We start from the raw sequence: 18,483 nt of genomic DNA on the forward strand, positions 1-18,483 counted from the left end.
GACGAAGGCCGCCCATCGTCAAACGAAGTCTTCAGCCTCAAGCGTGCGCCCACGGGTCCCCATGTGAACGTAGGGGTCGAGGTGGGCGATCCGATACCCGTTGGCGACGGCGTATTCATTTTCGGCGCTGGGGATGCGCTCAACGTGAACTAGGCCGGCGACGGCCAGGATGGTCAGCGCCTGCTTGATCCGATTTCGCTCGACCCCGGTCTGCTCAGCGATCTTGTCATAGCTGATGTTAGCCATGTTGGTGTCACGTCCGCGCCCGGCAACGAACAACAGATACAGCTTGAGAGCGTTCAGCTCGGCTGGCCGGCGCAACTTGAAGTCCCGAAACGCAGTGATTGAGTCAGACTGATAAAGGAGTCGCGCTGGAAGTTTTGCCCAGCCGCGCGTGAGGTCGAAGCCGTTGAGTGCATATGTGCTGCGCCCTTCGACGCCGCGCGCGATGACGCGATGATCCTCTAGCACCGACAAACCTGCCGACACTTTGGCCCGGCTAAGTTGGGTGGCGCAGGTGAGGGTGTCGTAGGTCACCATCGAGACGCCGTGTTGCTGATCTGCTCGATGAGCGAGCGCAACTAGGGTCATGAGTGCGGCGGCGTTGTCTGAGCCGAAGCCGCCCGCCCAACGGAACTCGGCGAGTCCGCGGTTTTGGATCCAATCTGTTGGCAGGCGAACCCAGTCCTGCATCCGCGCAGTCATTTGCGAAGCCGCTCCTTCGCAATGGAATGGACGACATGGATCGTGAAGCCGGCGAGTGCGAACGCAGCAAGCGCCAGCCCAACCAACAATCCGTCGGTGGGCATATGAGCCAACACCTCCGCAAAACTCGAAACGTCACGCATCGGCAAACTCCTCAATTCGGCCGGTTAGTCGACAAAAAACCTAGCCGACTTAAAAACCTTTCTCTAGAGACAGTTGCCAGGCGTTTCGAGACCGCGTGTTCATTATCCCCTTATAAAACAAGTAGTTATATGTGACAGTGGCCGTTCATATAAGGTTCTAAAACAGTTCACGAACGGGCCATTCATGAACCAACCGCTTCTGTGGCCACTGAACGGCGGCAGCGTCCGATCTCCGACGAACCTGCATCCGGCCGTTCGATCCACGTTCAGCCGATACAAGCTGCTCACGCCGGCGGTGGTCAATGCCTCAGCAAATTTCCCAGAGTTGAGGCGCTCGGCAGCTTCGGTTTGTATGCTGAGAGTGTCCCTCGTGGGCAGCAGCCCTGGTCACAGATGCAATGACTTCCGCCGAGCGCGTCGCCCTATCTCGGGCCTTGGATCGCCACCCCGACATACGCAAGCACGTCGGTCAGCCGTGGCGGATGAAGCGCATGAGCGTCAAGGAACTGCTCCAGCTCGCGAGAACGCTCGGGATCGACTCGCAGCGCATCCAGGGTGAGGTTCAAAAGCAGCTGACACCCGGCCCAATGGTTGCCATCGCACCCGCACCGGCCAGGACGGCAGAGCCTGAGTTTTCATTCGAGGGCACGCTGAAATTCCCGATGCAGTTTGAGCTGCTTGGGCGGCGCGTCAGTCGGAAGGCGAGGATCCGATGGGAATACACTCCCGAGTGGCGACACCTGAACCGGAAGGGGGAAGTCGTCACCAGGCAGAATGAGTGCTTCGCGTTCAGGCCCGAGCTACTTGCCGAGGTCGATGACGACCGGGAAGTTTGGGAGACTGGCCCCGATGGTGAGGACCAGCTGCGCATGTGGCGCACCAAGTGGATTCCGTTCGATTTCCTGGAGGACGGTTTCCTCACGGAGGAACTGAACGAGCACATCGTGCAGATCATCGACGAGGACGCCCGCAGATTGAACGCCGAGCGTAAGGCCAAGCAGTCCAAGAAGGCCGCCGACGACTCAGACGAAACGGAATCTTGCTGACGGAACCGGCTGCGGTTAGAAGGGCGCACATCCTTGGGACACATCGGGACACACGCCCCGAAAAATCCTGAATAGAATCAATTCCCTGGAGCGCGGACCGCCAATCCTCTCCTGGGCACCACCCCCTCTCTCATTCTAAGAAGGGGGTCCAAGCTGGAGCTTAAGTCAAAGGCGTGACCGTTCATCTGCATGAGGGGGACCTGCCGGACTCGGTCGATTTCGGCGCTTCTGTCGCGGTGGATTCGGAGACCATGGGCCTGCGCCTGGGGCGCGACCCGCTGTGCGTGGTGCAGCTCTCGGCCGGCGACGGCGACGCCCATGTGGTCCAGTTGCGCCGACCCGACTACGACGCGCCCAATCTCAAGCGGGTGCTGACCGACCCGGGCGTGCTGAAGATCTTCCACTTCGGCCGCTTCGACATCGCCATGTTCGCCCTGCACCTGGGCGTGACCACGACGCCGGTCTATTGCACCAAGATCGCCTCCAAGCTGGCCCGCACCTATACCGACCGCCATGGCCTGAAGGACGTGACCCGCGAGCTTCTCAGCGTCGACATGTCCAAGGCGCAGCAGAGCTCGGACTGGGGTTCGGCCAAGCTTTCGCCGGAGCAGCTGGCCTACGCCGCCAGCGACGTCCTGAACCTGCATGCGCTGAAGGCCCGGCTCGACGCGATGCTGGTGCGCGAGGGGCGCATGGAGCTGGCCCAGGCCTGTTTCGAGTTCCTGCCCTGGCGGGCCAAGCTGGACCTGGCCGGCTGGGAAGACGCCGACCTGTTCGCCCACAGCTGAGGCCGGGGCCATGACGGCGCCCGCCACGCACGACTTCGACATGCTGGACCCGGCGCGCTGGGCCGAGCGGCGCAAGCGACAGCTTCGGGCCTGGAAGCGGCGCTCGCAGCTGATCCACCGGATGCGGCGCATCCTGCCGATGACCATCGCCGGGGTCCTGGTTTTCCTGACCGGCTGGGTGCTGGTCAAGGGCTGGCTGACCCGGTTCGGCGAGGCCCACGGCGGGGCGGCGATCCATATGACCAACGCCCATTTCTACGGCCGCGACGGCCAGGGCCGCGCCTTTGTGCTGGGGGCCGCGCAGGCTTCGCGCAACAACAGCGACATTCAGCTGATCACGCTCGACCTGCCGCTGCTGGAATTCAACGCCGACCAGATCAACCCCAGCCGCATCACCGCTCGCCACGGCGCCTATCGCGAGGACACCCACTTCCTCAGCCTGTGGGACCGGGTGGTGCTGGTGGACGGCCAGGGCGACACCTTCAACACCGACCGCGCGGTGGTCGACACCACCCATGCCGTGGTCACCGGCTGGAGCAAGGTGCGCGGCGTCGGGCCTCGCGGGACCATCACCGCCGATTCCTATGGGATTTACGACCGCGGCCAGAGGATTGTCTTCAGCGGCAATGTTCACTCCATCATCAATCCGGACTAGACCGTAAGGCCATAGTCGCGCCAAAGAAGCGCCGTCTGCGTCGTCTAGCCTGACGGCGCAGGTCCGGCCCGCTCTCGAGCCAAGGACGAGGAAGTCGATCGATGAACCGCCTGACGGCCCTTTTCGCGCTCACGGTGCTTGCGGCCCCGCTGGCCGCCGCCGCGCCCAGCGCCGCCTGGGCCCAGCTCGCCGCCGGCAGCAAGGCGCCGGTCGATGTCACCGCCGACCAGCTGGTGGTCGAGCAGCAGCAGTGCCGCGCCAGCTACAAAGGCGCCGCCGAGGCGCTGCAGGACACCAGCCGTCTGCGCGCCGACACCATCGACATCTTCAACAAGATGCAGGCGGCCAAGGGCGGCGGCAGCGGGACCAGCTGCGGCCAGCTGGACCGCATGGAGGCCGACGGCTCGGTCTATTACGTGACCCCCGATCGCGTGGTGAAAGGTGATCACGCCATCTACAACGCCGACTCCAAGACCATCGTGGTCACCGGCCAGGTGGTGGTGGCCCAGGGCAAGAACGTCTCGGCCGGCGCCCGGCTGGTGATCAACACCGACCTCGGCCAGGCGACCATGGAATCCGGCGTCAAGGGCCGCGGCAATCCGGGTCGCGTCCGCACTGTGCTCTATCCCAACGAGGCCCAGGGGACCTCGCCGAGCGGCCTGGCTCCGCCCGTCCCGCCGCCGCCGCGCAAGCACGGCGGCTGAGCGGCGAGCCGCCCATGAGCCAGCCCAACGCCAGCGAGGCGGCGCCGCAGCCCGGCGACGGCCTCTACGCCGAGTCGATCGGCAAGGCCTTTCGCGGACGCAAGGTGGTCGATCAGGTCTCCCTGCGCCTACGCCGCGGGGAGGTGGCGGGCCTTCTAGGCCCCAACGGCGCCGGCAAGACCACCTGCTTCTACATGATCACCGGGCTGATCGCGGTCGACTATGGCCAGATCTGGCTCGACGGCGACGACATCACCGGCCAGCCCATGTACCAGCGAGCGCGCATGGGGGTGGGCTATCTGCCGCAGGAGGCCTCGATCTTCCGCGGCATGAGCGTCGAACAGAACGTGATGGCCGTGGCCGAGATGCGCGAGCCGGACCGTCGCAAGGCCAAGGCGCTGGTGACCGAGCTCCTGGAGGAACTGCGCATCTCGCACCTGCGCGCTTCGCCGGCGGTGTCGCTGTCGGGCGGCGAGCGGCGACGCGTCGAGATCGCCCGCGCCCTGGCCAGCGAGCCCGACTTCATGCTGCTGGACGAGCCCTTCGCCGGCATCGACCCCCTGGCCATCTCGGACATCCGCGAGGTGATCGCCTATCTGAAGAACCGCGGCATCGGCATCCTGATCACCGACCACAATGTGCGCGAGACCCTGGAGATCATCGACCGGGCCTCGATCATCCACGCCGGCCGGGTGCTGTTCGAAGGCCCGCCCGAGGCGATCCTGAGCGATCCGGAAGTGCGGCGCGTCTATCTGGGCGACAGCTTCGGCTGAGCCAAGCGCCAGGGCGGAGAACCAATCTCCGCCGGTGTTAACTAATCAGTGGGACCGATTCCCTAAGCTTCCCAGGCAAGATTCACGCCAGGGGGCGTTTGGTGTCGCTCAGTCCACGCTTGGAGATCCGGCAGGGCCAAGGCCTTGTCATCACGCCGCAACTGCAACAGGCCATCAAGCTGTTGCAGCTGTCGAGCGTCGAGCTGGAGGCCTATGTCGAGGGCGAACTCGAGCGCAATCCGCTGCTGCAACGCGACGAGGGCGAGCACGGCGGCGAAACCGAAGCGCCAGAGCGCCAGGCCGAGACCGGCGAGGTCGCCCTGGACCGCATGACCACCGAGCGTGGCGCCGCCGACATGGACGCCGCCTCCGCCGATAGCTACGAGGCCAGCCCGGGCGAGCGCGATTGCGGAGACCGGCCCGTAGCCGAGGCCTCGGAGGCCGCGGGCGACGGCTACCAGACCGGCGGGGCGATCGACTGGTCCGGCGCCAACAAGGGCGGCTCGTTCGACCGCGACGACAACGGCCTGGAAGGCGCGTTGCAGAGCGCCGACACCCTGGCCGAGCACCTGGAGAAACAGGCCTCCCTGGCCGGCTTCTCCACCACCGAGCGCGCCATAGCCCAGGTCCTGATCGACGGGGTGGACGAGGCCGGCTACCTGCGCGCCGACCTGGACGATGTGGCCGAGCGCCTGGGCTGCGGCCTGGAGCTGGTCGAGGCCGTGCTGGCCCGCCTGCAGGGCTTCGAGCCCACCGGGGTGTTCGCCCGCGACGTGCGCGAGTGCCTGACCCTGCAGCTGAAGGAGCAGAACCGCTTCGACCCGGCCATGGCCGCCCTGATCGAAAACCTGGACCTGTTGGCCAAGCGGGACTTGCCGGCCCTGCGCAAGGTCTGCGGCGTCGACGCCGACGACCTGAAGGACATGATCGCCGAGGTCCGCGGCCTGACGCCCAAGCCTGGCGCAGCCTTCGGCGGCGAGCCCAGCGCCCCGGTGATCCCCGACGCCATGGTCCGCGAGGGGCCGGGCGGCTTGTGGCTGGTGGAGCTGAACAGTGACGCTTTGCCGCGCCTGCTGGTCGACCAGCGCTATCACGCCCGTGTCTCGGCCGGCGCCCGGGGCGAGGCGGACAAGACCTTCGTCGCCGACTGCCTGGCCTCGGCCAACTGGCTGGTGCGCAGCCTGGACCAGCGGGCCAGGACCATCCTGAAGGTGGCCAGCGAGATCGTGCGCCAGCAGGACGGCTTCTTGGCCTTCGGCGTCGAGCACCTTCGCCCCCTGAATCTGAAGACCGTGGCCGAAGCCATCGGCATGCACGAATCCACCGTCAGCCGGGTGACCTCGAACAAGTACCTGGCCACCCCGCGCGGGGTGTTCGAGATGAAGTTCTTCTTCACTGCCGCCATCTCGGCCTCCAACGGCGGCGCCGACCACTCGGCCGAGAGCGTGCGTCACCGCATCAAGCAGCTGATCGACGGCGAGCGCGACCCGGAAGGGGTGCTGTCCGACGATCGCATCGTCGAGATCCTCAATTCGGCCGGCGTCGACGTGGCCCGCCGGACGGTCGCCAAGTACCGCGAGGCGATGCGGATTCCCTCCTCCGTCGAGCGCCGGCGGGTGCTCAAGGAAGCGTGCTGAACTGACGTTAGTTCACCTGTCCAACGGCGCTTGACTCCGCCGCCGGACGGGTCTGCACTGGCCCCATGCAAGTCCAAGTCTCCGGCAAACATGTCGCCGTCGGTGAGGCCCTGCGGACGCGGGTCGCCGACGAAATCCTCGCAAGCATCGGCAAATACTTCGACCGCGGCGGTGACGCCGATGTCGTCGTGAGCAAGGAGGGATTCAGTTTCCGTGTGGACTGCAGCGTGACCCTGGCCTCTGGCCAGCAGTTGCAGAGCCATGCGCTGGGCGGGGACGCGCACAGCGCCTTCGACGCCTGCCTGCACAAGATCGAGACGCGCATCCGCCGCTACAAGAACAAGCTCAAGAGCCATTCCACCGCCGCCAGCGCCAAGGCGGCCGAGACGGCGGCCCTCTATGTGCTGAAGTCGCCGGACGAGACCGATGTCGATGAGGACTGGGCCGAATCGGACGGCCACGCCCCGCCCTCGGCCATGGTCATCGCCGAGACCCTGGCCCCGCTGCGCACCCTGACCGTCTCTATGGCGGTGATGCAGCTGGACTTGACTGAATCTCAAACAATCGTGTTTAGAAACGCCGCCCACGGGGGGCTGTCAGTGGTATATCGCCGGCCCGACGGGAATATCGGGTGGATCGATCCGGAGCGTACAGCCAGCCTCAATGGCGAAGCGGCCCCCTGAAACCCAGGGCCCGCCTTTCGCGTTGAAGGGCGGGACCAGGCGCCGGGCGGTCGAAGGGGCTATAGGATTCAGGCGTCGCGTTCATGAACATCGAAAGCTTGCTTGACCGCCGGGCGATCACGCCCAAGGTCAGCGCGTCCTCGAAACGCCAGGCCCTGTCCCTGGTGGCGGAATTGGCTGCGCGCCGGTTCGACCTCGATGCGGGCGAAGTGCTCGACGCCCTGATGGCGCGCGAGGTCGTGGGCTCGACCGGCGTCGGCTCGGGCGTCGCGGTGCCGCACGCTCGGCTGAAGACCCTGGACAAGATGCGCGGGGTGTTCGTTCGGCTGGAGACCCCGGTCGATTTCGACGCCGTCGACGACCAGCCGGTCGACCTGATCTTCGCGCTTCTGGCCCCGGAGGCCGCCGGCTCGGAGCATCTGCAGGCCCTGGCCCGCGTCGCCCGCCTGCTGCGCCGCGCCGACTTGCGCGAACAACTGCGCCAGGCCCACGGCGCCGACGCCGTCTACGCCCTCCTGGCCCAGCCCGCGAGCCCTTCGGCCGCCTGACTAGACAGGCCGCGCCTGCAACCTATGATCGGCTCTGCTGGGAGGGGTGCATGGCGGATGTTGCGCCAATCGATCAGCGGCCCGGGCCGGCGTCCGTCGTTCGGCCTGACCGTCTTTCAACCGCCATTTTCGCCACGAAGGTAGTGGGCCTGCGCCTTCGCCGGGCGCTGTACCGATGCCGCCGCCCCGCCGCCGCGGCTGAAGTCTGATAGCGCCGGCGCTGATCTCCAGTCGATCGCCGAGTCGCGCACGGCGCTGTGGTCGGACGAGGGGGCGGCGGAATACGACTACCAACTGGGCAAGGTGCAGAACTTGCGGGTCGCCTGCCGCGCGCTCGACGGCCTGTGCCTGTCAGCCGGGCAGGTGTTCAGCTTCTGGCGTCATATCGGACCGCCGGTTTCCTGGCGCGGCTTTGCGCGCGGGCGGATGCTGCAGCAGGGCTGCCTGGTCCCGGTCGTCGGCGGCGGCCTGTGCCAGCTGTCCAACGCCCTCTACGACGTCGCCCTGCGGGCCGGCTGCGAGATCGTCGAGCGCCACGCCCATTCCCGCATCGTGCCGGGATCGACGGCGGCCGAGGGGCGGGACGCCACGGTGGCCTGGAACTATGTCGACCTGCGCTTCGCCGCGCCGCATGACCTGAAACTGACGGCGCGCCTGGACCGGGGCGAGCTCATCGTCGGCCTCGCTGGGCGGACTGGGATCGCAGCGAAGGTAGTCGGGCGGCGCGCGCCCCTTGGGGCAGGAAACGAAGGCCTGATCGCGCGCGGTTGCGGCGCGTGCGGCGAAACCGCCTGCTTCCGTCATGAGGGGCGCCGTACGCAGCTTGTCGGGCGCAGCGCCTTTCTGGTCGACGAGGCCTGGCCCGAATTCACCGCACATGTCGCCCAGGCCAAGAGCGATGGCGACCTCCTGGCTCGCCTGTTCAACAGCAGCACCGGGCGCTACGCCTGGCCGGCGGAGGGCTTCGGTGTGGCCGCTGACGCCAACCTGGAAACCGCCTTGCGCTCGCTGGTGCTCCGTCGCGCCGCGAACGGCGCCCAACGCAGGGCTGCGGAACTGGATGGCGCCCGACGCATCGCCGGGCGCCTGGCGCGCAGCCTGACCTACGACATGGCACGGTTGACCGTCGCTCAATCCTACCTGCCTTTCCTGTGGCGACAGGGCATGCTCGGCGGCCGGGAGGTGACCGTGCTCATGACCCGCCCACCCATGGCCGTGTTGCAGGCGCGGCTGGATGAGGCCGCCGCCCGCCGTCCGGATCGCGCCACCCTATCCGACTTCCGCGCCCCGGCCTGGCTGGTCGAGGCCGAAACGGCGGCCTTGGCCGAGGCGGTGCGGATCGTGACGCCGCACGCCGACGTCGCCGCCCTGTTCCCTGGCCGCGCCGAGCTGCTGGCCTGGCGCTCGCCTCGCGGCGCCGCGACCCGACGCGGGCCGATTGGCCGGATCGCCTTTCCGGGCCCCACAGCGGCGCGCAAGGGCGCCTGCGCGGTCCGAGAGGCGGCCCTGGCGCTGGGCCTGGAATTGATCCCGCTTGGCCGTGATCTCGAGGGTGGCGACTTCTGGCAAGGCGTGCGGATCGCCCCCGACGCCGACTGGCGGAACGCCGACGCTGTCGTACAGCCTGCCCTGGTCGAAGAGCAGCCGCGCCTTCTGCTCGCCGCCTTGGCCGCTGGCCTGCCGGTGATCGCTTCGCCGGCCTGCGGCCTGCCGCCCCAGGCCGGCCTGACGCTCGTCCCCGCCGACGACCCGCGCGCCCTGATTGAGGCGATCAGCATCTTGAGCGCCCCTTGCCCAAGGAGCGCCCAATGACCTTCACCAAGCGGCTACGCAAGCCCGTCATGCGGGGCGAGGTCACCTGCAGCGTGCGCATCTGGCGAAGCCCGCGCGTGAAGGTCGGCGGGCGCTATCCGCTGGGGCCGGGCGCGATCTGCGTGACCGGCATTCGCGAGATCGGCTTTGACGATATCACCCCGGCCCTGGCCCGGCGCTCGGGCTTCCAGGGCGTGGTGGATCTGCTGAAGGTCGCCAAGCATGGCGCCGGCGAGAAGGTCTATCTGGTGGAGTTCGAGTACGAGGAGTGAGGCGAGGAAGCTGGACCTCAGGCGTCGCCAGGAAAGCCCGAAACGGACGGGCCGACGCCATCCGAGGTTGACCTCGTCCATGCTGACGCTATCCCTGGCCGAAAGGCGGGACGGCGGCGTGACGGACGAACTCATTTCAGATGTTGCGGACGCTCCCTCAGCCGACGGGTCGGGGGATTCGATGCACGTTCACAGGCCCAAGCCGCTTCACGGTCTTCGCGAATTCGCCGTGGAGATCAGCGTCATCGTCGTCGGCATCATCATCGCGCTGGCGCTGGAACAGGCCGTTGAATGGTCGCATTGGCGCGAAAAGGTCGAGGCCGGCCGCCGTGAAATCCACGCGGAGATCGCAACGGACGCCGGCTTCTACAGTTTCCGGGCGGCCACTGAGCCTTGCGTCGTCCGACGGCTGAACCAATTGGCCGAAATCACCGAAGCGCGCGCAGCGGGCGGCAAGGTGGCGCCGGTCCACTTGGCGGGGATCCATCTCGGCTTCCTGATCAGCGACAACACCTGGCAGGCGGAGCGGGCCGACCAGACCCTGACGCATCTGCCTCGCGACGAATTGGACGGCCTCAGCCAGTTCTACGCCCAGGCGGACGACATGAGGGTGTGGGTGGAAAAAGAGGAAGAGTCCTGGGCGACGCTGAGGATCCTCGAAGGTGATCCCAACCGGCTCGGACCAGGCGACATCGCCTTGCTGCGCAACGCCCTGCAGCAGTCGCGCAACTTCGCCTACCAGATCGCACTGAACTCGAAGGAGCAGATCGCATTGGCCCGCAAGCTCGGCGTGGCCGTCCCGGCCGCGGACGCAAAAGCGGTGGCGCTGACCTGCGCCCCGCTCGAGCGATCTCCGAACAGCGACCCGATGGGCGCTCTCTAAGGCGCGCTTAAGCCTTCACCAACGGCAAGCTCTCGGTCACCGTCCCGTTCAGGGCCAAGAGCGCATTGGCCACAGCCGGGGCGATCACCGGGGTGCCGGGCTCTCCGACGCCGGTAGGGTGGGCGGTGGACGGCAGAATGTAGGTCTCCACGTGCGGGGCCTCGTCCATTCTCAGCACCTGGTAGGTGTCGAAATTGGTCTCCTGCGCCACGCCGTCCTTCAGGGTGATCTTGCCGTAGAGCGCGGCTGACAGGCCATAGCAGACCCCGCCCTCCATCTGGGCGGCGATCTGGTTCGGCGAGATGGCGGTGCCGCAGTCCACGGCGGCGACCACCCGGCCGACCCGCGGCTTGCCGTCCTTCAGGGAGACCTCGGCCACCTGGGCCACCACGCTGCCGAAGCTCTCGTGGACCGCCAAGCCGCGCGCCGTCCCCGCCGGCAGGGGCTGGCCCCAGCCGGCCTTTTCCAGGGCCAGCTCCATCACCTTCAGGTGCCGGTCGGCGCCGGCCTTCTTGTAGAGGGCGCGGCGATAGTCGGCCGGGTCCTTGCCCGCCTTCTTCGCCAGCCGGTCGATGGTGTGCTCCATCACCAGGGCCGCATGGGTCGCGCCCACGGAGCGCCACCACAGCACCGTCACCGGCGATTCCGGCATATAGACCACCCCGTCGACCACAGGCGTGGCCTTGAGATAGGGCGAGCCCTTGGCCCCCTCGACCGTGCTCTCGTCGAGGCCCTTCTGCATCGGCATGCCCTTGGTGATCGACTGGCTCACCACCCGGTGACGCCAGGCGGCGGGGAAGCCGTCCTTGTCCAGCTTGATCGCCAGGCTGTGATGGGTCAGCGGCCGATAGCGGCCGGCGGTCATGTCGTCCTCGCGGGTCCACACCACCTTGACCGGCCGCTTTCCGCCCACGTGCTTGGCCAGGCGGGCGGCGTCGACGATATAGTCCGAGGTCTGGTTGGCCCGCCGCCCGAACGAGCCGCCGGCGGACAGGGTCTCGATGTCGACGAAACCGGGCAGGGTGCCGACCGCCTGGGCCACGTTCAGCTGGTCCAGGGTCTGGACCTGCGAGCCCGAGATGATCTTGACGTGCATGCCGTCGACGATCGCCACGGCGTTCATCGGTTCCATGGTCGCATGGGCCAGGTAGGGGAAGTCGTAGGTCGCTTCGAACAGCTCGCCGCCGAAGGCGTTCGAGGCGTCGCCGGCGCTCTGGAACACCTGGGGCTTGATCGCTGCATCGCCCTTACCCTGGGCGATCGTCTTGTAGTCGGCCAGGATCTTGTCCGAGGAGCGCAGCTCGGCCTTGGAGGTGTCCCAGGTGATCTTCAGCGCCTCGCGGCCCTTCTTGGCGGCATAGGTGGTGTCAGCCAGCACGGCGACGCCGGTCGGGATCTGCACCACATCGACCACGCCCGGGACCTTGCGCGCGGCGCTGTCGTCCACCGACTTCACCGTGGCGCCGAAGGGCTGCGGCCGGCTGATCACCGCCACCAGCATGTTCGGCAGGTGGACGTCCTGGGTGTAACGCTGGGTCCCGGTGCTCTTGGCCCGGCTGTCCTTGCGCCGCACCCGGTCGCTGCCGATCAGAGCGAAGTCCTTGTGCTGCTTCAGGGTCGGGCTCTGCGGCGGCGTGACCTTGGCCGCATCGGCGATCAACTCACCGAAATGGGCCGATCGGCCCGAGGCCGCGTGGCTGACCACCCCGTTCTTGACCGTGACCTGGTCGGCCGGGACCGACCACCGGGTCGCCGCCGCCTGCACCAGCATGCCGCGGGCGCTGGCGCCGGCCAGGCGCAGCTGGTCCCAGCTATTGTTGATCGCCGTCGAGCCGCCGGTGCCCTGGATGCCGTTCATCAGGGTGTTGCCGTAGAGCTTGGCGTTGGCCACGGACTGCTCGACCTTGACCTTGTCCCAGTCGGCGTCCAGCTCCTCGGCGACGATGGCCGCCAGGCCGGCGTGGTTGCCCTGGCCCATCTCCTGGTGCTTGTTGACCACCGTGACCGATCCGTCCGCCGCGATGCGAAGGAAGGGGCCGAACGCGCTCTCGGGCTTCTCCGCTCCCATGCTGAGCAGGTCGGTCGGCGAGCAGCCGACCACCAGCGCGCCCCCGGCCAGGGCGGCGCCGACCATCAGGCCGCGGCGGGTGGTGTCGAGGGCGGTTTTCTTGGTGATGGCGTTCATAGCCTTGCCTCCCCTCAAGCCGCCTGCCCGGAGGCGTCTTTGATCGCCGCCCGGATTCGCTGATAGGCGCCGCAGCGGCAGATGTTGCCGCTCATGGCCTGGTCGATGTCGTCGTCGGTGGGCTTGGGCTTGGCGGCCAAGAGGGCCGCGGCCGACATCAGCTGGCCGGACTGGCAATAGCCGCACTGGGGCACGTCGTGCTTGACCCAGGCTTCCTGCAGCGGATGGGCGCCGTTCAGGCCCTCGATGGTGGTGATCTTGGAGGCGCCGACCGAGCCGACCGGGGTCTGGCAGGAGCGCACCGGCTGACCGTCCAGGTGCACGGTGCAGGCGCCGCACTGGGCGATGCCGCAGCCGTACTTCGTGCCCGTCATCGTCAGTTCGTCTCTGAGGACCCACAGCAGCGGGGTGTCGGGATCGGCGGCCACGCTGACCGTGCGGCCGTTGATGTTCAAAGCCAGGCTCATGCGCCGTTCCTCCATGCTCGAGAGCCGGAACGGCGCACGCCGTTCAGCGAATGCATCTTAACAGCGTTTAGTAGGCAGGCGTCCAGCGAAATTAATGACCGCGAAGGCCGCCGGGTCTAGCCTGCAAACATGGACGCTTTTCCTGCCTTCTTCCCCCTCGCCGGCCGTCTGGTGGTGATCGCCGGCGATGGCGAGGCCGCCGAGGCCAAGGCCCGGCTGTTCGAGACCTCGCCCGCCCAGGTCGTGCGGCTGACCCAGGCCGCCGCGATCACCCCAGAGGCCTTCCGCGGGGCCTGTCTCGCCTTCGTCGCCAGCGCCGACGAGACGTTCCGCAACGCCGCCGCAGCCGCGGCCCGCACGGCCGGGGTCCCGGTCAATGTGGTCGACCATCCGGCGCTCTGCGATTTCACCACCCCCGCCGTGATCGACCGCGGCGAGGTGGTGGCCGCCGTCGGCACCGGCGGCGCGGCCCCCATGCTGGCCACCCTGCTGCGCCAGGACATCGAGGCGAAGGTGCCAGAGGGCGCCGGCCGCGTCGCCGCCCTCCTCGGCGCGAGCCAGGAACGGGTGCGCAAGGCCCTGCCGGAGCTTCCCCGCCGCCGCGCCTTCCTGCGCGCCACCCTGACCGGGCCGGCGGCCGAGGCGGCCATGGCCGGCGACATGGCCCGCGCCCACCGGCTGCTGGACGAGGCGCTGGAAGCGGCCTCCACCGGCGGCAAGTCCCCGGGCAAGGTCGCCTTCCTGGCCGCCGCCGGACCGGCCGAGCGCCTGAGCCTGAAGGCTGCGCGCGCCCTCGGCCAGGCCGACGCCCTGGTGATCCACACCGGCTGCGACCCGCACGTGATCGAACTCGCCCGACGCGATGCGCGCCGGCTGAACGCCGCCGAGGCCAGCCGTGAGGCCCTGGCCGCCCTGGCCGGCGAAGGCCTGTTCGTCGTCAGCCTCGCCCCCAAGGCCCCCGGCAAGCGCGAACTGGAGGCCCTGGCCGAGGCCGGCGTGGCCGTCGAGGTGCTTCCCGTCGCGGTTTGATCTGGCGCCGGTTTCGCGCTTGATAGCGCCCAGCAAGCGCCAACCTCTGCGAGCCGGTCCATGAAGACGATCCGTAATCTGTTTGTGGCCCTGGTGGTCCTGGGCCTGATCGGCGGCGGCCTCTATGGCTGGTGGGCGCTGGACCTGCGCTGGCGGCCGCACGTGATCACGAAGAACCAGGCCGAAATCGGCAAGCTGTTGCAAGGCGCCGGCTGGGTCTCGCCTGGCCTCAGCGGGCCCAAGCTCTACCTGATCACCTATCGCGACAGCTTCGACGGGACCCGCTACCAGGAGAGCGAATTCGCCAGGCTGCAGGCCAAGGGCGTCGACACCCGGGTGATCGTGGTCGCCCGCCCGGACCTGAACGGCCAGCCGAAGTCGACCCCGGCCGAGCGCTCGACGGTGGCCGAAATCTGGGTCAACCGGGGCTGGGACCTCTATCAGAAATGGAACGCCGCCCCGACCGACAGCTGGCCGGCCAAGGGCATCCCCGCCGCCGACGGCGACGTGGCCCGAAGCGCCGTGGTCGAGGTCGGCCGCGACCTGGTCGAACGCCTGACCCCGCTCCTGAAGCGCAGCGGCGTCCGTTTCGACTACCCGACCCTGGTCTGGTGGGCCAAGGACGGGACCATGAAGGCCGTATCCGGGGCCAAGCCTCAGACCTATGGCGCGATCCGCAAGGACCTGGGCGCCGAATAGCAGGCGCAAGTTCTAACTAGGCTAAACCTCGCCGAAAGGATCGACGCCTAGTCTGGCGCGCGTGTCCAGACGACGGAAACGGCGTGTGATCCTCGAATCCCTCCCGCCCAGCCGGCTTGCGCCCGACGAGGCGGCGCGCTGGCGCGCGCTCGTGGCCGCCGACCCGGCGCTGCAGAGCCCCTTCCTGACCCCGGACTGGGCGCTGGCGGTCCAGCGCGCGCAAGGCGGCGAGCGCTCGGGCGTGCGCGTGCTGCGCATCGAAGGACCGGACGGCGCTCGGGGTTATTTCAGCGCGCGCAGGCGTGGGCCCGTGGCCATGCCGGCCGGCGCGCCCATGTGCGACTACCAGGGCCTGGCCATCGAGCCTGGGCTCGAGGTCACCGCGCGGGAGATCCTCTCCGCGCTCAAGGTCGATCGGCTCGACTTCTCCCACATGCTGGCCGACCAGCCGGCCTTCGCCCCTTACCTGCGCGGCGACGACATCTCGCACGGCGTCGACCTTTCCGCCGGCCACGCCGCCTATCTGGCCGAGCGCCGGCGGGCCACCGGCCTGTTCAAGGACCTGGACAAGCGCCGCCGCAAGGCCGAGCGCGAGCTCGGCCCGGTTCGCTTCGAAGCCTTCTGCCGCTCCGCCGCCGCCTTCGACAAGCTGATCGCCTGGAAGCGCGAGCTGATGAGCGCCACCGGCCAGACCGACCTGTTCGACGCCGGCTGGCCGCTGCGCCTGTTGTCCGACCTGCTCCAGAGCCGCGACCCCGCGTTCGGCGGCGTGCTGTTCACCCTCAGCCTGGGCGACCGGCTGGCGGCGGCGCATCTGCACCTGCGCGGCGGGCGTACAATCCACGCCTGGATCATCGGCCACGACCGCGAGCTGGACCGCTATTCGCCGGGCCTGCTCCTGTTCCAGGACATCCTGGCCTGGATGGACGGCGACTATGCCTATCTCGACTTCGGGCCGGGCGATTACCGGTTCAAGCATCAGTTCGCCAACGCCGGCCGCGCGGTCGGCCACGGCTTCGTCGGCCGCCCATCGCCGGCCATGATCGTTCGTGCGGCCCAATACCAGGTCCGCGCCGTGGCCGAGCGGCTGGAGCTGGGCGAAGTCTCGGCTCTACCGGGCAAGGCCATGCGCCGGCTGGATATGTGGCGCGGACTGAAATAGAAAGCCCGGCCTACTTAGCCGTATTTCAAAGCATCCCATGACCCTGACCTTCGCCCAGATCGAAGCCGCCGCCGCAAGGCTCGCCGGCCAGATCGAACGCACGCCCTGCCGCCACTCCAAGACCCTGTCCAAGATCACGGGGGCCGAGGTGTGGGTGAAGTTCGAGAACCTGCAGTTCACCGCCGCCTACAAGGAACGCGGCGCGCTGAACAAGCTTTTGCAGCTCGACGAGGACCAGAAGAAGCGCGGCGTGATCGCCGCCTCGGCCGGCAACCACAGCCAGGGCCTGGCCTATCACGCCCAGCGGCTGGGCGTGCCGGTGACCATCGTCATGCCCAAGGCCACCCCCTTCGTGAAGGTGCAGCAGACCCGCGACTTCGGGGCCGAGGTGGTGATCGACGGCGAGGGCTATGACGAGGCGCAAGCCCTGGCCCAGCGGCTATGCGCCGAGCGCGATCTGACCTTCGTCCATCCGTTCAACGACATCGACGTCATGGCCGGCCAGGGCACCATCGCCCTGGAGATGCTGGAGGACGCGCCGGACCTCGAGATCCTCCCCGTTCCGATCGGCGGCGGCGGCCTGATCGCGGGCGTCGCCACAGCGGCCAAGCACCTCAAGCCCGACATCCGTATCTTCGGCGTCGAGCCCGCGACCTTCCCCTCCTTCACCGCCCGCATCCGCGGCATGGCCACGCCCAACGCCGGCCAGACCATCGCCGAGGGCATCGCCGTGCGCCAGGTGGGGGATCTGACCTACGCCATCGCCCGGCCGATGATCGAGGACGTGCTGCTGATCGAGGAGCCCTATTTCGAGCGGGGCGTGGCGCTCTACTGCAACATCGAAAAGACCGTGTCCGAAGGCGCCGGGGCGGCGTCCCTGGCCTCGCTGCTAGCCTATCCCAACCTGTTCAAGGGCAAGAAGGTCGGGCTGATCCTGACCGGCGGCAACATCGACACGCGCCTTCTGTCCTCGGTCCTGACACGTGAGCTGGTGCGCGAGCAGCGGATCTGCTCGCTGCGCATCATCGGCGACGACCGGCCGGGCTTTTTGGCCGCGGTCTCCTCGGTGATCGGCTCGATGGGCGGCAACATCATCGAGGTGGCGCACAACCGCCTGGCCCTGGACGTGCCGGCCAAGGGCGCCGAGTTCGACGTGATGATCGAAACCCGCGACTCGCGCCACACCGACGAAATCGTCGAGGCCCTGCGCGAACGCGGCTATCCGCCCCGCCGCATCTGACCTTTCAGCTTTCCGGAGCCCAACAGTGAAACGCCAACTCGCCGTGCTCGGCCTCGCCCTGGCGCTCGTCGCCTGCGGCCCCAAATCCAAGGCCGCCCAGGACAATGCGGCCGCCGCCGACGCCTTCATGGCCGCCAACGCCAAGGCGCCGGGCGTGGTCACACTGCCCGACGGGCTGCAATACAAGATCGTCGCCTCCGGCCCGGCCGGCGGCCCCTCGCCCAAGGCCGAGGACGAGGTCAAGGTGCACTATGAGGGCCGCCTCGTCGGTCCCCCTGGCAAGCCGATGGAAGGCCAGGTGTTCGACTCGTCCTTCCAGCGCAACGCGCCGGCCGACTTCCCGCGCCTGGGCGACCTGGTCCCGGCCTGGGTCGAGGCGCTGCAGAAGATGCATCCGGGCGACGAGTGGATCCTGTTCGTGCCGCCCAAGCTCGGCTACGGCGAAGACGGCGCCGGCCCGATCCCGCCCAACAGCGTGCTGATCTTCAGGGTCCGGCTGATCGGGGTGATGCCCCACGCGGGATGAGCCCCCAAAGCCTTCCCCCCTTGCGGGGGAAGGTGGCCCGCGCAGCGGGTCGGATGGGGGGTAAAGCTCCGCCGGCGAAGGGCGGGGCTACGGACACTCGGGCGTATCACCCCTCATCCGTCGGCTCCGCCGACACCTTTTCCCGCAAGGGGAGAAGGAAGATTCTCAAGCCGTCGCAGAGACGCCCGTCTCGCTCAGCCACTCCAGGATCTTCTGCTTGGGCATGGCGCCGACCTTCATCGCCGCCATCTGGCCGCCGCGGAACAGCATCATGGTCGGGATGCCGCGCACGCCGTAGCGCGAGGGGGTGGTCGGGCTTTCCTCGATGTTCAGCTTGGCCACGGTGACGTGGTCGGCCAGCTCCTCGGCGATGGCTTCCAGGGCAGGCGCGATCTGCTTGCACGGGCCGCACCATTCGGCCCAGAAGTCGACCAGAACCGGCTTTTCAGCCTTCAGCACGTCCTGCTCGAAGGATTCGTCGGTTACCTTGACGGTGCTCATGGGAGCTTCAGTCCTTTGATTTCAA

21 protein-coding genes are annotated in these 18,483 nt (G+C 68.0%); 16 read left to right on the forward strand and 5 right to left on the reverse strand.

The window, feature by feature from the left end; genetic code table 11:
- Positions 1–18: 18 nt before the first annotated feature.
- Positions 19–705, reverse strand: coding sequence for a hypothetical protein (locus KCG34_RS14155; RefSeq protein ID WP_211936293.1), 687 nt, complete (start codon positions 703–705; stop codon positions 19–21).
- Entirely contained in the window at positions 702–848 is a 147-nt protein-coding gene (locus tag KCG34_RS14160; protein ID WP_211936294.1) for a hypothetical protein, read from the reverse strand. Before KCG34_RS14160 ends, KCG34_RS14155 begins: the two co-directional genes overlap by 4 nt.
- A gap of 491 nt (positions 849–1,339) precedes the next feature.
- Here KCG34_RS14160 and KCG34_RS14165 point away from each other — a divergent pair, with 491 nt between their 5' ends.
- From KCG34_RS14165 to KCG34_RS14215, 11 genes are all read left to right on the forward strand, one after another.
- Positions 1,340–1,894, forward strand: coding sequence for a hypothetical protein (locus KCG34_RS14165; protein ID WP_211936295.1), 555 nt, complete (start codon positions 1,340–1,342; stop codon positions 1,892–1,894).
- 173 nt (positions 1,895–2,067) lie between these two features.
- A complete protein-coding gene (locus KCG34_RS14170) occupies positions 2,068–2,682 on the forward strand; it encodes a ribonuclease D (protein ID WP_211936296.1) in 615 nt (204 codons plus the stop codon).
- A gap of 10 nt (positions 2,683–2,692) precedes the next feature.
- The gene (lptC, locus tag KCG34_RS14175) at positions 2,693–3,337 is read left to right on the forward strand and encodes an LPS export ABC transporter periplasmic protein LptC (RefSeq protein ID WP_211936297.1); all 645 of its coding nucleotides are present in this window, start codon (positions 2,693–2,695) and stop codon (positions 3,335–3,337) included.
- A 101-nt stretch (positions 3,338–3,438) separates the two neighbouring features.
- Positions 3,439–4,041, forward strand: a complete 603-nt coding sequence (locus tag KCG34_RS14180) for an LptA/OstA family protein (protein ID WP_211936298.1) — start codon at positions 3,439–3,441, stop codon at positions 4,039–4,041.
- Between the two features lie 14 nt (positions 4,042–4,055).
- Complete coding sequence (gene lptB / locus KCG34_RS14185; protein WP_211936299.1) at positions 4,056–4,814, forward strand: LPS export ABC transporter ATP-binding protein; 759 nt, start codon at positions 4,056–4,058, stop codon at positions 4,812–4,814.
- A gap of 101 nt (positions 4,815–4,915) precedes the next feature.
- Entirely contained in the window at positions 4,916–6,451 is a 1,536-nt protein-coding gene (gene rpoN / locus KCG34_RS14190) for an RNA polymerase factor sigma-54 (protein ID WP_211936300.1), read from the forward strand.
- A 65-nt stretch (positions 6,452–6,516) separates the two neighbouring features.
- Positions 6,517–7,134 carry a ribosome hibernation-promoting factor, HPF/YfiA family gene (gene hpf, locus KCG34_RS14195; RefSeq protein ID WP_211936301.1) on the forward strand — a complete coding sequence of 206 codons (618 nt, stop codon included), beginning with the start codon at positions 6,517–6,519 and terminating at the stop codon, positions 7,132–7,134.
- An 83-nt stretch (positions 7,135–7,217) separates the two neighbouring features.
- The gene (ptsN, locus tag KCG34_RS14200; protein ID WP_211936302.1) at positions 7,218–7,682 is read left to right on the forward strand and encodes a PTS IIA-like nitrogen regulatory protein PtsN; all 465 of its coding nucleotides are present in this window, start codon (positions 7,218–7,220) and stop codon (positions 7,680–7,682) included.
- A gap of 312 nt (positions 7,683–7,994) precedes the next feature.
- Positions 7,995–9,494, forward strand: coding sequence for a VanW family protein (locus KCG34_RS14205; protein ID WP_211936303.1), 1,500 nt, complete (start codon positions 7,995–7,997; stop codon positions 9,492–9,494).
- The gene (locus KCG34_RS14210) at positions 9,491–9,766 is read left to right on the forward strand and encodes an ASCH domain-containing protein (RefSeq protein ID WP_211936304.1); all 276 of its coding nucleotides are present in this window, start codon (positions 9,491–9,493) and stop codon (positions 9,764–9,766) included. The genes KCG34_RS14205 and KCG34_RS14210 overlap by 4 nt, the downstream gene beginning before the upstream one ends.
- Complete coding sequence (locus KCG34_RS14215; protein WP_211936305.1) at positions 9,717–10,649, forward strand: hypothetical protein; 933 nt, start codon at positions 9,717–9,719, stop codon at positions 10,647–10,649. Before KCG34_RS14210 ends, KCG34_RS14215 begins: the two co-directional genes overlap by 50 nt.
- 7 nt (positions 10,650–10,656) lie before the next feature.
- Here the strand turns inward: KCG34_RS14215 and KCG34_RS14220 are convergent, their stop codons facing one another.
- Together KCG34_RS14220 and KCG34_RS14225 are read right to left on the reverse strand one after the other, a co-directional pair.
- Positions 10,657–12,834, reverse strand: a complete 2,178-nt coding sequence (locus KCG34_RS14220) for a xanthine dehydrogenase family protein molybdopterin-binding subunit (RefSeq protein ID WP_211936306.1) — start codon at positions 12,832–12,834, stop codon at positions 10,657–10,659.
- Positions 12,835–12,848: 14 nt separating this feature from the next.
- Positions 12,849–13,301 carry a (2Fe-2S)-binding protein gene (locus KCG34_RS14225; RefSeq protein ID WP_211936307.1) on the reverse strand — a complete coding sequence of 151 codons (453 nt, stop codon included), beginning with the start codon at positions 13,299–13,301 and terminating at the stop codon, positions 12,849–12,851.
- Between the two features lie 129 nt (positions 13,302–13,430).
- On the opposite strand from KCG34_RS14225, the gene KCG34_RS14230 reads away from it, so the two are divergent.
- The 5 genes from KCG34_RS14230 (at position 13,431) to KCG34_RS14250 (ending at position 17,957) form a co-directional block, all read left to right on the forward strand.
- Complete coding sequence (locus tag KCG34_RS14230) at positions 13,431–14,330, forward strand: siroheme synthase domain-containing protein (RefSeq protein ID WP_211936308.1); 900 nt, start codon at positions 13,431–13,433, stop codon at positions 14,328–14,330.
- Between the two features lie 60 nt (positions 14,331–14,390).
- Positions 14,391–15,029: a hypothetical protein gene (locus KCG34_RS14235; protein ID WP_211936309.1), complete on the forward strand. Its 639-nt coding sequence runs from the start codon at positions 14,391–14,393 to the stop codon at positions 15,027–15,029.
- An 85-nt stretch (positions 15,030–15,114) separates the two neighbouring features.
- Positions 15,115–16,191 carry a GNAT family N-acetyltransferase gene (locus KCG34_RS14240; RefSeq protein ID WP_211936310.1) on the forward strand — a complete coding sequence of 359 codons (1,077 nt, stop codon included), beginning with the start codon at positions 15,115–15,117 and terminating at the stop codon, positions 16,189–16,191.
- 37 nt (positions 16,192–16,228) lie between these two features.
- Entirely contained in the window at positions 16,229–17,431 is a 1,203-nt protein-coding gene (locus KCG34_RS14245; RefSeq protein ID WP_211936311.1) for a threonine ammonia-lyase, read from the forward strand.
- Positions 17,432–17,456: 25 nt separating this feature from the next.
- Complete coding sequence (locus KCG34_RS14250; protein WP_249138028.1) at positions 17,457–17,957, forward strand: FKBP-type peptidyl-prolyl cis-trans isomerase; 501 nt, start codon at positions 17,457–17,459, stop codon at positions 17,955–17,957.
- Between the two features lie 165 nt (positions 17,958–18,122).
- On the opposite strand, the gene trxA is transcribed toward KCG34_RS14250, so the two are convergent.
- Positions 18,123–18,458 (reverse strand): thioredoxin, encoded by a 336-nt coding sequence (gene trxA / locus KCG34_RS14255; protein ID WP_211936312.1) that lies wholly within the window; start codon positions 18,456–18,458, stop codon positions 18,123–18,125.
- Positions 18,459–18,483 lie beyond the last annotated feature (25 nt).

Origin of the sequence: Phenylobacterium montanum (assembly GCF_018135625.1) — a bacterium.
Classification (GTDB): Bacteria; Pseudomonadota; Alphaproteobacteria; order Caulobacterales; family Caulobacteraceae; genus Poindextera; species Poindextera montana.